At 50.0% G+C, this 14,632-nt stretch carries 11 protein-coding genes; 3 read left to right on the forward strand and 8 right to left on the reverse strand.

Going from position 1 to position 14,632, the window contains the following annotated elements:
- Nucleotides 1-18 precede the first annotated feature (18 nt).
- Both lplT and aas read right to left on the reverse strand, forming a co-directional pair.
- Nucleotides 19-1,212 carry a lysophospholipid transporter LplT gene (gene lplT, locus QUF14_RS18010; RefSeq protein ID WP_000004604.1) on the reverse strand — a complete coding sequence of 398 codons (1,194 nt, stop codon included), beginning with the start codon at nt 1,210-1,212 and terminating at the stop codon, nt 19-21.
- On the reverse strand, nt 1,205-3,364 hold the full coding sequence (aas, locus tag QUF14_RS18015; RefSeq protein WP_000899019.1) for a bifunctional acyl-ACP--phospholipid O-acyltransferase/long-chain-fatty-acid--ACP ligase: 2,160 nt from the start codon (nt 3,362-3,364) through the stop codon (nt 1,205-1,207). The genes lplT and aas overlap by 8 nt, the downstream gene beginning before the upstream one ends.
- Before the next feature lie 585 nt (nt 3,365-3,949).
- On the opposite strand from aas, the gene galR reads away from it, so the two are divergent.
- Entirely contained in the window at nt 3,950-4,981 is a 1,032-nt protein-coding gene (gene galR / locus QUF14_RS18020; RefSeq protein ID WP_000201034.1) for an HTH-type transcriptional regulator GalR, read from the forward strand.
- A 6-nt stretch (nt 4,982-4,987) separates the two neighbouring features.
- Here galR and lysA read toward each other — a convergent pair whose 3' ends face one another.
- On the reverse strand, nt 4,988-6,250 hold the full coding sequence (gene lysA, locus QUF14_RS18025; protein ID WP_001120733.1) for a diaminopimelate decarboxylase: 1,263 nt from the start codon (nt 6,248-6,250) through the stop codon (nt 4,988-4,990).
- A 121-nt stretch (nt 6,251-6,371) separates the two neighbouring features.
- Here lysA and lysR point away from each other — a divergent pair, with 121 nt between their 5' ends.
- Entirely contained in the window at nt 6,372-7,307 is a 936-nt protein-coding gene (lysR, locus tag QUF14_RS18030) for a DNA-binding transcriptional regulator LysR (RefSeq protein ID WP_000741809.1), read from the forward strand.
- Here the strand turns inward: lysR and ygeA are convergent.
- The 5 genes from ygeA to QUF14_RS18055 all read right to left on the reverse strand — a co-directional run bounded on the left by ygeA (nt 7,294) and on the right by QUF14_RS18055 (nt 12,943).
- Nucleotides 7,294-7,986, reverse strand: a complete 693-nt coding sequence (ygeA, locus tag QUF14_RS18035; RefSeq protein WP_000848650.1) for an amino acid racemase — start codon at nt 7,984-7,986, stop codon at nt 7,294-7,296. The two genes, lysR and ygeA, sit on opposite strands and share 14 nt — an antisense overlap.
- Before the next feature lie 128 nt (nt 7,987-8,114).
- On the reverse strand, nt 8,115-9,533 hold the full coding sequence (araE, locus tag QUF14_RS18040; protein ID WP_000256438.1) for an arabinose-proton symporter AraE: 1,419 nt from the start codon (nt 9,531-9,533) through the stop codon (nt 8,115-8,117).
- A 314-nt stretch (nt 9,534-9,847) separates the two neighbouring features.
- Entirely contained in the window at nt 9,848-10,609 is a 762-nt protein-coding gene (gene kduD / locus QUF14_RS18045) for a 2-dehydro-3-deoxy-D-gluconate 5-dehydrogenase KduD (RefSeq protein ID WP_000603526.1), read from the reverse strand.
- 29 nt (nt 10,610-10,638) lie between these two features.
- On the reverse strand, nt 10,639-11,475 hold the full coding sequence (gene kduI / locus QUF14_RS18050; protein WP_000383251.1) for a 5-dehydro-4-deoxy-D-glucuronate isomerase: 837 nt from the start codon (nt 11,473-11,475) through the stop codon (nt 10,639-10,641).
- A gap of 286 nt (nt 11,476-11,761) precedes the next feature.
- Entirely contained in the window at nt 11,762-12,943 is a 1,182-nt protein-coding gene (locus tag QUF14_RS18055; RefSeq protein ID WP_000656039.1) for an acetyl-CoA C-acetyltransferase, read from the reverse strand.
- Between the two features lie 254 nt (nt 12,944-13,197).
- Between QUF14_RS18055 and QUF14_RS18060 the strand changes: the two genes are divergently transcribed.
- Complete coding sequence (locus QUF14_RS18060) at nt 13,198-14,427, forward strand: amino acid permease (protein ID WP_000065947.1); 1,230 nt, start codon at nt 13,198-13,200, stop codon at nt 14,425-14,427.
- Nucleotides 14,428-14,632 lie beyond the last annotated feature (205 nt).

Here is a 14,632-nt window from a genome sequence, read left to right on the forward strand (position 1 = left end):
ATGCCATCTGGTGAAAGCTTAATGACGGCGCTGCCAGATCCACAGCGCCGTTATTGCCAGCGCAAACAGCGCACCGAAGCCAATGCCAATGGGCACGACCGGGATGCCTACCATTACCGCCAGCGAGTAAATGCCCAGCATCAACAACATGGCGCTGTTTTCGCCAAGGTTTTGTACTGCAATCGCATTCCCCGCCCCGACGCTTTTTTTACCCCGCTCCTGTAGCAACGCATTGAGCGGAACGACAAAAAAGCCTCCCAGCACGCCAATCAGCATCAACAAAGCATAGGCTGGCAGCAGCTCGTGTTGCAGGGAGAAAATCAGTACCACCACGCCAATCAAAATCCCGGCTGGCATACAGCGTGACACGGTTTCCAGCGTAACCAACTTCGCTGCCGCACCTGCGCCAACCACGATACCAATCGCTACCATCGCGTTGAGATAGGTGGGCGTAGCGTTATCGGTAATACCCAGCGCCACCGGTACCCACAGCACCAACAGGAAACGCAGCGTGACACCCGCTCCCCAGAATAAACTGGTACCCACCAACGAAAAACGCGTTTCACCATTGCGCCATAGCGATGTGCAGGCATTCAGGAAACTGCGGGTCATGCTGATGAGATTCCAGGACTGCCCCGGACGCGCCGCCGCCAGTTTAGGAATGTAGATATTGGCAACGACCGCACCACCGTAGGCCAGTGCGCATGCGGCCAGGGCGATCAGGACATGCCAGTCAGCCAGAACACCACCAGCTACGGAACCGAGCAAAATCGCCGCTATGGTAGACGCTTCCATTAAACCGTTAGCTTTTACTAACTTACTACCCGTGGTTAATTCGCCGAGAATACCGTATTTCGCCGGTGAATAGGCTGCAGCACCAACACCCACCAACGTATAGCCGAGAAACGGATTGATACCAAAGCAGATACTGGCTGCGCCCAGTAGCTTCAGGCCATTGGCAAACATCATCACCCGGCCTTTGGCGAAGCTATCCGCCACCTGCCCGACAAACGGCGCAAACAGAATGTAAGCACCTACAAACACCATTTGCAGGATGGGCTGGCTCCACTCCGGATAGAACTGCGCTTTCAGTAACGCCAGAGTGGCAAACAGTAGCGCATTATCGCCAAACGCAGAGAGAAACTGCGCCACGATAACCGCTTTCATCCCCTTCGACCACAACGAAGTGTTAGTGTGCACTGACTCACTCATCGTGTTGTTCCGCTTCGTCTACCCAGCTTTTCAACGTGACAAAGTCAGGTTTGCCGCTGCCAAGTAATGGCATCTGTTTCAGATAGCGAATATCGCGCGGTACAGCAAGCTCCGGCACGCCGTGCTCGCGGGCATACTGTTGTAACTTATCGCGCGTCAGTTCGTTATCTGTGGTGAAAAGCACCAGTGCCTCGCCTTTGCTGGCATCGCTCTTAATCGCAGTGGCATGGACTTTATCTGGCGAAACACCAAGTGCCAGTTGTTCCACCATTTCCAGCGACACCATTTCGCCTGCAATTTTGGCAAAGCGTTTTGCGCGGCCCTGAATCTGCACAAAGCCCTGCTCGTCAAAACGCACGATATCGCCAGTGTCATACCAGCCGCGCTCCATTTCGCCGCGAACATTCTCGGCGGTGGGCACTTCCAGTACACCTGGCTTCTCCACCCGGAGATAGCCGTTCATTATGTTCGGCCCTTTCAGTTGCAGGCGTCCGCCCTCTTCGATACCAGGAACCGACAACAGGCGCGCATCCATTCCTGGTAGAATACGCCCTACCGTACCGGGTTTCGCCGCCATCGGTACGTTGATAGAAACGACAGGCGCGCATTCGGTCACACCGTAGCCTTCAAGGATGCGCAGGCCAAATTTATCCTGCCAAAGCTGTTTAGTACTTTCTTGTAGTTTTTCTGCGCCTGCCACCACATAGCGTAGACGATAGAAGTCATATGGGTTGGCGAAACGCGCGTAATGACCGAGGAAAGTCGAGGTGCCGAACAACACGGTGCAACTGCGGTCATACACCAGCTCCGGCACAATGCGGTAATGCAGCGGGCTTGGATAAAGAAACACTTCTGCGCCTGTGAGCAGTGGCGTAAACAGGCCTACTGTCAAACCAAAGGAGTGAAACAGCGGTAACGCCGACATAAAGCGATCGTTGGTAGTAAAGTCGGCAATCGTTTTAATCTGCTCGACGTTCGCCAGAATGCTTTTATGGCTATGGACCACGCCTTTTGGATGGCCTTCAGAGCCGGAGGTAAAGAGGATAAGCGCCTCTTCTTCTGGCTGTTGTTTTACCTGGGCCAGACGCGGCATCAACAGATGGGCAAAGATCCATATTTTGTCAGCAGTGGTGACGTCCGCTTTTAAATCTTCCAGATAGACCCAGCGCACCTGAGTAAGTTGCTCTGGCAGATGCCAGAGTTTGCCTTTATCGAGAAACTGACGGGAAGTGAAGATGGTTTTGATTTCAGCTGCCGTAATGGCGCTGGTCAGCCCTTTTACCCCAGCGGTGTAGTTCATCATTGCAGGAATGCGACGACGGGCGATGGCCCCAAAAATCACTGCCGCACTGATGCCTGCATTGGGCAGCATTAAGCCGATGCGTTCGCCTTCAACACTGTATTTTTCAAGGATGCGTCCAACAAACAGCGTTTTAGTAAGCAATTTGCGATAGGAGTCTGGGGTAAAGTTGACGTCTTCGACACATTTCTTCCCGGCTCCGAAGCGGTACATTGCGCTCAGTAAAGATTCGTACAGCGTTTCACGCGGGCGCACCGCCATACGCGCTTCCATCATTATTTGATGCAGCATTTCGCCAGCGATTTTGCGACGGTCACGGGCACGCGGCGCATCCGGCATCTCCACCTGCGTTGGTGGCAAAATATGCAGAGTAATTTGCGGAAACAAGCGACGTTTAACCAGACCTTTCAGGCGGCTGAAGTGCGTAAGTTCCGCCCCTTCAATACGCACAGGAATAACCGTTGCACCAGACTTCGCCGCGACAAAACCCGCGCCATCGTAGATTTTCATCAGCGAGCCAGTGGTGGTGATGCGTCCTTCAGGGAAAATCACCACTGGTCGGCCCTGTTCCACCAGACGTACCAGATGTTTAATCGCCATAGGTTGCGTCGGGTCGAGAGGAACAAAGTCGATAAATGATTTCAGCCAACGCATATACCACTGTTGGCTTATTGAGGTGTAAACGGCAAATACCGGACGTACGGGTAAAAACAATGCCAGCAGTATGCCATCAATAAAAGAGACGTGATTAGGCGTAATTAGAACGCGCTCGCCCTTCAGTGCCTTGGTGTCACCCGTAACGCGAACGCGATACAAAACACGGCACAAATTTCGAAAAAAGCTAAAAAGCATTCCAACTCCCTTTGCTCTGATTCAGTAAAAGCGAATGGAGGGAGATTACACGAGATAAAGAACGCGAGCGACAGTAAATTAGGTGCGAAAAAAAACCTGCGCATCCGCGCAGGTTGGTGCAAGAGACAGGGTACGAAGAGCGTACCGAATAATCTCACCAATCAATACCTCTGGGATCTTGATTGTGGTCTGCACAACGACTCTTCGCCAGCGAGAAAACGCAAAGGAATGAAGGGAAATGCAACGAGGTGTGTAAATTGTCGGTTACTGTTACAGATTGATGGCCGGCAAAAAAAAACCTGCGCATCTGCGCAGGCTGGTGTAATTCATGTGCTCAACCCGAAGTTGACTTCACCTATCAATACCTCTGGGACCACCACTTTAGCAACCTGAAGCCAAACGCCACCAGCGGTCAATCGCAACAGCGTTTCGCAAAGTGTAACCAAAGGTTTGCAATCTCTTTTTTTGTCTTATTTATTTGCGTTTGGCTCACATTCCCACGATGAAAACACGTCGCCACTTGAACCAACAGGTATTTTCCGTAACACTGACAGAATGTAAGCGTTTACCCACTAAGGTATTTTCATGGCGACCATAAAGGATGTAGCCCGACTGGCAGGCGTTTCAGTCGCCACCGTTTCCCGCGTCATTAATAATTCACCCAAAGCCAGCGAAGCCTCCCGGCTGGCTGTGCATAGTGCAATGGAGTCTCTTAATTATCACCCGAACGCCAACGCCCGTGCGCTGGCGCAACAGACCACTGAAACGGTCGGTCTGGTCGTTGGTGATGTTTCCGATCCGTTTTTCGGTGCAATGGTGAAAGCGGTCGAACAGGTGGCTTATCACACTGGTAATTTTTTATTGATTGGCAACGGTTACCACAACGAACAAAAAGAGCGTCAGGCCATTGAGCAACTGATCCGCCACCGCTGTGCTGCGCTGGTTGTCCATGCCAAAATGATCCCGGATGCCGATTTAGCCTCATTAATGAAACAAATGCCCGGTATGGTGCTGATCAACCGTATCCTGCCTGGCTTTGAAAACCGTTGTATTGCTCTGGACGATCGTTACGGTGCCTGGCTGGCAACGCGTCATTTAATTCAGCAAGGTCATACCCGCATTGGTTATCTGTGCTCTAACCACTCTATTTCTGACGCCGAAGATCGTCTGCAAGGGTATTACGATGCCCTTGCTGAAAGTGGTATTCCGGCCAATGACCGGCTGGTGACATTTGGCGAACCAGACGAAAGCGGCGGCGAACAGGCAATGACCGAGCTTTTGGGACGCGGAAGGAATTTCACTGCGGTAGCCTGTTATAACGATTCAATGGCGGCGGGTGCGATGGGCGTTCTCAATGATAATGGTATTGAAGTACCGGGTGAGATTTCGTTAATTGGCTTTGATGATGTGCTGGTGTCACGCTATGTGCGCCCGCGTCTGACCACCGTGCGTTACCCAATCGTGACGATGGCGACCCAGGCTGCCGAACTGGCTTTGGCGCTGGCTGATAATCGCCCTCTCCCGGAAATCACTAATGTCTTTAGTCCGACGCTGGTACGTCGCCATTCAGTGTCAACTCCGTCGCTGGAGGCAAGTCATCATGCAACCAGCGACTAACCGCAGTTAAAGCAATTCCAGCGCCAGTAATTCTTCAATGGTCTGGCGTCGGCGAATCAACCGCGCCTGACCATTATCAAACAGAACTTCTGGTAACAGCGGACGGCTGTTGTAGTTGGATGACATTGATGCGCCATATGCCCCTGTATCATGCAGTACCAGATAATCACCTGCCTTCACTTCCGGCAAGGCGCGGGTTTCGACATTTCCCCCTTCCTGCTGGGTAAAGACATCGCCCGATTCACATAACGGTCCGGCGACGACGGTTTCCACCGTTGGTGCGTGTTCCAGAGAACGCCCATCAGATGCCAGGGCACTGATATGGTGGTAACTACCGTACATTGCCGGGCGCATCAGATCGTTGAACCCGGCATCAACCAGCACAAAGTGGCGGCTACCCATTTGTTTGACGCTCCGCACTTGAGTAATTAATACGCCAGCCTGCGCTACCAGAAAGCGACCCGGTTCAATTTCCAGTTTCACAGGATGGCCCAAATGGCGGGCAATTTGCTCACGCGCGGCATTCCACAGACCATAATAATGTTCGGTATCAACCGCCTCTTCACCCTGTTGATAAGGAATAGAAAGCCCACCGCCCGCAGAAATAGCCTGTAAATCCTGACCGAATTCGAGGACCTGACGCACCATAGCACCACATACCTGTTCCAGATGGGCATAATCAACGCCAGAACCAATGTGCATGTGAATGCCGACCAGCTGTAGATGATGACGTTTTATCACGTCCAGTGCGGCGGGCAGATCGGTGTACCAGATACCGTGCTTGCTGTTTTCGCCACCGGTATTGGTTTTTTGGCTATGCCCGTGACCAAAACCCGGGTTAACGCGCAGCCATACCCGATGCCCTGGCGAAACCTGCCCCAGTTGGTCGAGCATATCAACAGAACCCGCATTCACCGGAATTTGCAATTCACTGACGCGTTCAAGCGTCGCCTGATCGATAACATCTGCCGTAAAAACAATATCATCGGGGTGCGTTTGCGGATTGTACCCCGCCACCAGTGCACGCTCTATTTCGCCTAACGAGACGGAATCCACTTTTACGCCCTGCTCACGCATTAAGCGCAAAATATGAATATTGGAACAGGCTTTCTGTGCAAAGCGCACCACATCAAACTGTTTCAGCGCTGCAATCTGCCGACGAATAATTTGCGCATCGTAGACCCACACCGGGCAGCCAAATTCTGCGGGCAAACGCAGCAGATTTTCGGCGGTGAGATCGGTATCAGTGCTGAACAGTGAATGTGGCATAACAAACTCCAGATAAGTGCTTTTTTATGATTACGCCACATCATAAAAAGAATAAAAAATATCGATTTATGTCGAGTCTATGCAAAAATGATATGGATTACCGGATTGCGAGAGAGCGCTAATGGCCGCCGTTAACTTACGTCATATTGAAATTTTTCATGCGGTAATGACCGCCGGAAGCCTGACTGAGGCGGCACACCTGCTACACACCTCACAGCCAACCGTCAGCCGCGAACTGGCGCGCTTTGAGAAGGTGATCGGGCTGAAATTGTTTGAGCGCATACGTGGACGATTACATCCTACCGTGCAAGGACTGCGTCTGTTTGAAGAAGTGCAACGATCCTGGTACGGACTGGATCGCATTGTCAGTGCCGCAGAAAGTCTGCGCGAGTTTCGCCAGGGAGAACTGTCTATTGCCTGCCTGCCGGTCTTTTCGCAATCTTTTTTACCGCAGCTCCTGCAACCTTTTCTGGCACGTTATCCCGATGTCAGCTTAAATATCGTGCCGCAGGAGTCACCGCTACTTGAAGAGTGGCTCTCGGCCCAGCGTCATGATTTAGGACTCACCGAGACACTCCATACGCCTGCGGGAACAGAACGTACCGAATTACTCTCTTTAGATGAAGTATGTGTGTTACCCCCGGATCATCCGCTGGCGGTAAAAAAGGTATTAACGCCGGATGATTTTCAGGGTGAGAACTACATCAGCCTTTCCCGTACTGACAGCTATCGCCAGTTGCTGGATCAATTGTTTACTGAGAATCAGGTTAAACGACGCATGATCGTAGAAACCCACAGCGCCGCGTCAGTCTGCGCAATGGTACGGGCGGGGGTAGGTGTTTCGGTGGTTAACCCGCTCACCGCACTGGATTATGCGGCAAGCGGTTTAGTAGTGCGGCGGTTCAGTATTGCGGTTCCGTTCACCGTCAGCCTGATCCGCCCCCTGCACCGCCCGTCATCAGCGCTGGTTCAGGCGTTTAGTGAGCATTTACAAGCGGGATTACCGAAACTGGTCACTTCTCTTGACGCTATTTTGTCGTCAGCTACGACAGCATAAAAGCGACAGCATCCTCGGCATGGATCGCCGCGGTATCAAACACAGGCAGAACACTGCGCTCGTCTGGCACCAGTAAACCAATTTCCGTACAGCCAAAAATGACACCCTGTGCGCCCTGTTCTGCAAGGCGAGCAATCACTTGCGCATAATAAGTGCGTGACGCTTCGGTAAATTGCCCCAGACACAGTTCTTCAAAAATAATCTGATTAATTTTCGCCCGTTCATCCGCTTCAGGAATGAGACAGTTGATGGAAAATTGTTCCGTCAGCCGCCCGCGATAAAAATCCTGTTCCATGGTGTAACGCGTACCCAGCAGCGCCACACGAGTCATCCCAGCCCGGATAATTGCACGTCCAGTGGCATCCGCTATATGTAAGAAAGGCAGAGAGCAACGAGACTCAATGGCATCCGCCACTTTGTGCATCGTATTGGTACATAACACAATGCCTTCTGCGCCCGCCCGCTGTAAGCCAAGCGCCGCCTCAGCCAGAATATCCCCGGTTTTGTCCCACTCGCCGCGACGCTGGCACTCTTCTATTTCATGAAAATCGACGCTATGTAGCAGCACTTGCGCAGAGTGAAGCCCACCAAGCCGCTGTTTAATACCTTCATTAATCAGACGATAATAAGGAATAGTGGATTCCCAACTCATTCCTCCCAGCAAACCAATTGTTTTCATTCCTCTCTCCTGATGTGTGTTACCGCAACAAGGCTGAATAAGGAACGAGACAAACGCCTCAACGGCCAGGTGCCCAATCTCTATTAACGAAAAAAGGGCCGGATGTACAGCACATCCGGCCCATGAAATCAGACGCCAATATTTCTCAACTTCTCACCAGCCATCAGTTTGCGTTCGATATGTTCCAGCGTGACATTTTTGGTTTCCGGAATGAGCCAGAAAGTGATGCCCACAAACGCAATGTTCAGCGCAGTGTAGAGCCAGAACGTACCGGCAGCGCCAATGCTATCAAGCAGTGTCAGGAAGGTCGCGCCGATAATCATATTCGACACCCAGTTTGTCGTCGTTGAGCAGGTGATGCCAAAATCACGGCATTTCAGCGGCTGAATTTCAGAGCACAGGATCCACACCACTGGCGCGGCGCTCATCGCATAACCGGCAATACACATCATCGTCATGCCAACAGAGAGCCAAGACAAGCCACTGGAAGCCGTACCGTTATCAAACTGCATCAGGCAATAGCCCAGCACCAGAGTGCCTAACGCCATCACGCTGAAACCAATTTTCAGAGCCGGTTTACGCCCTGCTTTATCTACCGTAAAGACCGCAATGAAGGTGGCGAACATAAAGGTCAGCCCTACGACCAGAGTCGCAATCATCTGTTGTTCTGTGGTCGTAAAGCCCGCCATTTTGAAGATACGCGGCGCGTAGTACATGATGATGTTCATACCGGTAAACTGCTGCATCGCCTGCAACAACATACCGAGAAACACAGCACGACGGACGTTACGGTTGATCTTAAACAGTGCCCAACCGCCCTGTTTTAACTTCAGGCTTTCACGAATTTCGTTGAGTTCTTCTCGCGCTTTTTCCGACGTATCGCGCAGCATACGCAACACTTCTTCCGCCTCAATATGACGCCCCTTTTCCGCCAGCCAGCGCGGGCTATTTGGCAGGAAGACCACCAGAATAATCAGCAGGACTGCTGGTAAAGCAAGAACCCCCAACATTGCGCGCCAGTTACCGCTATAACTGAACGCTGTATCGGATAAAAACGCCAGCACGATGCCGAGTGTGACCATCAACTGGTACATACTGATCATCTTACCGCGAACGTTTTCACTTGCCATTTCAGAAAGATACAGAGGAGCGGTGTAAGACGCGATCCCGACAGCAATGCCCAGCACCACACGAGCGGCGATTAACATCTCTACGCTGGTCGCAAAAGCGGACCCTATCGAACCGAGCACAAAAAGGATAGCCCCCGCCATCAGGCTGTATTTACGCCCCAGGCGGAACGACAGCCACCCATTAAACAGCGCACCAATTGCTGCGCCGAGCATCATGCTACTGACCACCCATTCCTGCAAACGGCTGGTCAGCACAAAGTGATCGGTAATGAACGGCAAGGCTCCGGCGATTACGCCGATATCAAGACCAAATAACAATCCTGCGACCGCAGCAGCTACCGAAACAAACATATTCATACGCCGCGTATCCCGCAAAGAACGTGGCGTTAAAGCAGATTCCGTATTGATAGTAACCATTTTTTCCTGCCAGCAGAGAGTAAGACATAGTGAAAAAATACGTGAACAATTCACACAGGTGTCAGGTCGGAAATAGCATAAATATGGATTAAATTGCTGCGACATGTCGTTATGTGATGGATATTCCAATTTTCAAATTAAGTTGAATTATTGAGATTATTATTAACCAACTAATTTTAAAGCAGATAAAATTCATAAAGTTCACTAATTGATAATTGATATGGATTATTTCATAACCATGATATGGATTATGATGATCTACAGGTATAAAAAACCCTGCCATGCGGCAGGGTCATAAAAGTAAGAAGAATGGATTAACGAGCCAGCCAACCGCCATCCACGGCAATGGTATAACCATTCACATAATCTGAAGCACTGGAGGCAAGAAACACTACCGGCCCCATCAGGTCACTCGGCAGTCCCCAACGGCCAGCTGGAATGCGGTCGAGAATTTCCGCGCTACGTTGTTCATCTGCCCGTAGTTGTTGAGTATTGTTGGTCGCCATGTAACCCGGAGCTATCGCATTAACATTAATGTTGTGTTTAGCCCATTCATTCGCCATCAATCGCGTCACGCCCATCACGCCGCTTTTTGATGCGGTATAAGAAGGCACACGGATCCCGCCCTGGAAGGAGAGCATTGACGCGATATTGATAATCTTGCCGCCATTGCCTTGTGCGATAAAGTGTTTCGCCGCTGCCTGAGACATGAAGAATACGCTCTTGATATTCAGGTTCATGACATCGTCCCAGTCTTTTTCGCTGAACTCGAGAGCATCTTCGCGCCGAATCAATCCGGCGTTATTCACCAGGATATCAATATGACCAAACTCAGCTACCGCGCGATCCAGCAGTCCAGGAATACCATCAATCTTTCGCAGATCGGCGGTCAGGCTTAAAAAACGACGCCCCAGCGCCGTGACCTGCTTGATGGTTTCAGTCGGTTCAACGATGTTAATGCCGACAATGTCACAGCCCGCTTGCGCCAGCCCCAACGCCATCCCCTGACCCAGTCCAGTATCACAACCAGTGACGACCGCAACTTTACCTTCGAGAGAAAATGCACTTAAAATCATAACAATACCTTATTCGTTTATGCCCACAACTAGCGCAAATCTTTAACGGCCACATGGTCCATATCATCAAAGACCTGGTTTTCACCGACCATGCCCCAGATAAAGGTATAAGCTTTGGTTCCGACACCGGAATGGATCGACCAGCTCGGGGAGATCACCGCCTGCTCGTTATGCATCACAATATGACGCGTTTCTTGCGGCTGCCCCATCATGTGGAAAACGCAGGCGTCATCATCCATATTGAAATAGAAATAAACTTCCATCCGGCGCTCGTGGGTGTGACACGGCATGGTGTTCCACAAGTTACCCGGAGCCAGCTCCGTCAGCCCCATACTCAATTGGCAGGTTTCCAGCACATCCGGGACAAAATATTTGTTAATCGTGCGACGGTTGCTGGTGAGGTTATCGCCTAACGTGACTGGAGATACTTCGTCCGGTGTGACTTTTTTGGTGGGATACGTCGTATGCGCAGGTGCGCAATTGTAATAAAACTTCGCCGGAGTAGCGGTATCAATACTGGCAAAGACAACTTCTTTTGCGCCTTTACCAACATACAGGGCTTCGCGGTGACCGATTTCATAGCATTGACCATCGACGGTAATCGTACCGGCACCGCCAATATTGATAACACCTAACTCGCGACGTTCCAGGAAATAGCTTACCCCGAGTTGTTTACCAACTTCCCCGCCAACGGAAACCGTTTTAGTTACCGGCATAATGCCGCCAACAATAATACGGTCAATGTGGCTGTAAACCATGGTGTACTCATCGGCGACAAATACCTTTTCAACCAAAAATTCATTGCGCAACCCCTGGGTATCCAGCGTTTTTGCATGCGCACTGTGGATGCTTTGTCTTACGTCCACATCAACCTCCGATAATCAGTGAAGCGTGAAAATAGAAAACGATAGTGAAACGCTGTTTCGTTTTCTCTATAAGGGGATGATATGCCCACAGGATAGGGTTTTCAATTAAAAATAAAACAATGTTTCATTTTTAAGGTGAGGACTGAAGAAAGTGCAGTGTCGATCACGAATATGTCATGAGAATGGAAAAATCAGGGAGCCCTGAAAATGTATGTCGACTCGCCAGCCACCATTATTCAACAGATTAATGACGGCTGATATTTATCGGTAAGGAGGAAATGCAGAGCTATTCGTCACGTTCAATGGTCAATGCCACGCCCTGGCCCCCGCCGATACAAAGCGTAGCCAGTCCTTTGCGGGCATTACGTTTCACCATTTCATGAACCAGAGAAACCAGGATTCGGCAACCGGACGCGCCTATTGGGTGACCGAGCGCGATCGCGCCACCATTAACATTGACCCGACGCTCATCCCATTCAAGCATCTTGCCAACCGAAAGCGCCTGAGCAGCAAACGCTTCATTAGCCTCAATAAGATCGACATCAGCCAACTGCCAGCCGACACGTTCCAGGCAACGGCGTGTCGCATACACCGGCGCAATTCCCATTAATGCCGGATCTACACCAACGCTGGCAAATGCGCGAATGCGGGCAAGCACGGGTAAATTCAACGCTCGCGCTTTGGCTTCGCTCATCATCATTACCGCAGCTGCGCCATCGTTTATGGATGATGCATTACCCGCTGTCACAGAACCGAGACTATCAAATGAAGGATTTAAACGGGCCAAGCCTTCTGCACTGGCGTCAGTGCGTGGCTGTTCATCGGTATCAACAACCAACGCCTGCCCGTTACTTTGGGTCATTACCGGGACGATTTCATCTTTAAATCGTCCGGCGTCAATCGCCGCTCGCGCTTTTTGTTGCGAGCTAAGTGCGTAAGCATCCTGCAACTGACGGCTGATGCCATATTCGCGAGCCAGATTTTCGGCGGTGACACCAATATGATAATCATTGAAGGCATCCCACAAGCCATCATGCACCAGACTATCAACCAACTGGCTATTGCCAAGCTGTGCACCGGTGCGGCTATCTGTAAGAACGTGTGGTGCGCGGCTCATGTTTTCCTGGCCACCGGCGATGACAATATCCGCCTCGCCACACTGGATCGCCTGAGTAGCCAGATGCAGTGCTTTAAGCCCGGAACCGCAAACGTCATTAATAGTGATTGCAGAAACGCTGTTAGGAAGACCACCTTTAATAGCCGATTGCCTTGCCGGATTCTGCCCTGCCCCTGCAGTCAACACCTGACCAAGAATCACTTCATCCACCGCATATGCAGAAACACCGGTACGTTCTATTAACGCTTTCACGACCAGGCTGCCAAGTTCCACGGCGGAATGACCCGCTAACGCACCACGAAAACAGCCGATAGGTGTCCGTAACGCCCCGACAATCACAACGTCTTTCATCACAACCTCGCACCAATTAACAGTGCAATAGTAAATGATTGTTAATTACAGTTATCTTAATTGTTTAAAAAAAGTGATTTTTATCACAAAGGAAATACGCCTGACCAGCAGTCAGAGACATAACTGGCACGTAAGGTTTGCAACCACTAACCCACCAATAGAGAGGTAGAAAGGGCGTTAATCTCCCATACTTAACCTGGTTTATGGTAAATTGCCCTCCATTTTGTTTAATTTGTAGATGATACGTTCAGATAATGTCTAATATTTGGTCAAAAGAAGAAACTCTGTGGAGTTTCGCGCTCTACGGCACAGCCGTTGGTGCAGGCACGCTCTTCCTTCCTATTCAGTTAGGTTCGGCAGGGGCTGTGGTCCTGTTTATTACTGCTCTGGTCGCCTGGCCTTTAACATATTGGCCACATAAAGCCTTATGCCAATTCATCCTCTCATCAAAAACATCAGCAGGTGAAGGGATAACGGGCGCGGTAACACACTACTATGGCAAGAAGATTGGTAATCTGATTACCACGCTGTACTTCATCGCCTTTTTTGTCGTCGTGTTGATATATGCCGTGGCAATTACCAACTCACTTACGGAACAGCTGGCAAAGCATATGGTTATTGATCTTCGCATCCGTATGTTGGTGAGTCTGGGTGTTGTATTAATCCTGAATCTCATTTTTCTGATGGGACGCCATGCCACTATTCGGGTAATGGGATTTTTGGTATTCCCATTGATTGCCTATTTCCTATTTCTATCTATTTACCTGGTCGGTAGTTGGCAACCTGATCTATTAACTACCCAGGTAGAGTTCAATCAGAATACCCTTCACCAGATATGGATATCGATTCCCGTGATGGTTTTCGCCTTTAGCCATACGCCCATTATTTCTACGTTTGCCATAGACAGACGTGAAAAATATGGCGAACACGCTATGGATAAATGCAAAAAAATTATGAAAGTCGCTTATCTCATCATCTGCATAAGTGTACTGTTCTTTGTCTTTAGCTGCCTGCTTTCTATTCCACCTTCGTATATTGAAGCGGCTAAAGAAGAAGGGGTTACCATTTTATCGGCGCTTTCTATGCTGCCGAACGCCCCAGCATGGTTGTCAATTTCCGGGATTATTGTCGCAGTAGTTGCGATGTCGAAATCATTCCTGGGTACGTACTTTGGCGTTATTGAAGGTGCCACGGAGGTCGTCAAAACAACACTACAGCAGGTTGGTGTAAAGAAAAGTCGTGCATTTAACCGCGCACTATCAATTATGTTGGTATCGCTCATTACCTTCTTTGTTTGTTGCATTAACCCGAACGCGATTTCGATGATTTACGCGATCAGCGGCCCGCTCATTGCCATGATACTTTTCATCATGCCTACGCTGTCAACATATCTCATCCCGGCGCTTAAACCCTGGCGTTCCATCGGAAATCTGATTACGCTGATCGTGGGTATCCTGTGCGTATCGGTAATGTTCTTTAGCTAATATCCGTTGTGAATGGTTCAAAATTGCTACAATTTTGAACCATTCCAGTTTTCATAATGTTCATTTGTTATTATTCCGCTCTATCACTTCTCTCGTCATATCCTAGTATTATCAGTTAGTTAAACACACAAAGAGATCTGAACATCTTAAATAAGACTATTTAAGATGCATAACTTAGATTCACAAGATATCTTCTGGTCATTCA

Origin of the sequence: Escherichia sp. HH091_1A (assembly GCF_030295175.1) — a bacterium.
Taxonomy (GTDB): Bacteria; Pseudomonadota; Gammaproteobacteria; order Enterobacterales; family Enterobacteriaceae; genus Escherichia; species Escherichia coli_F.

Coding starts and splice junctions, on each gene's coding strand:
- lplT (WP_000004604.1), bottom strand. CDS start 1,212: ATGAGTGAGTCAGTGCACACTAACACTTCGTTGTGGTCGAAGGGGATG.
- aas (WP_000899019.1), bottom strand. CDS start 3,364: ATGCTTTTTAGCTTTTTTCGAAATTTGTGCCGTGTTTTGTATCGCGTT.
- galR (WP_000201034.1), top strand. CDS start 3,950: ATGGCGACCATAAAGGATGTAGCCCGACTGGCAGGCGTTTCAGTCGCC.
- lysA (WP_001120733.1), bottom strand. CDS start 6,250: ATGCCACATTCACTGTTCAGCACTGATACCGATCTCACCGCCGAAAAT.
- lysR (WP_000741809.1), top strand. CDS start 6,372: ATGGCCGCCGTTAACTTACGTCATATTGAAATTTTTCATGCGGTAATG.
- ygeA (WP_000848650.1), bottom strand. CDS start 7,986: ATGAAAACAATTGGTTTGCTGGGAGGAATGAGTTGGGAATCCACTATT.
- araE (WP_000256438.1), bottom strand. CDS start 9,533: ATGGTTACTATCAATACGGAATCTGCTTTAACGCCACGTTCTTTGCGG.
- kduD (WP_000603526.1), bottom strand. CDS start 10,609: ATGATTTTAAGTGCATTTTCTCTCGAAGGTAAAGTTGCGGTCGTCACT.
- QUF14_RS18055 (WP_000656039.1), bottom strand. CDS start 12,943: ATGAAAGACGTTGTGATTGTCGGGGCGTTACGGACACCTATCGGCTGT.
- QUF14_RS18060 (WP_000065947.1), top strand. CDS start 13,198: ATGTCTAATATTTGGTCAAAAGAAGAAACTCTGTGGAGTTTCGCGCTC.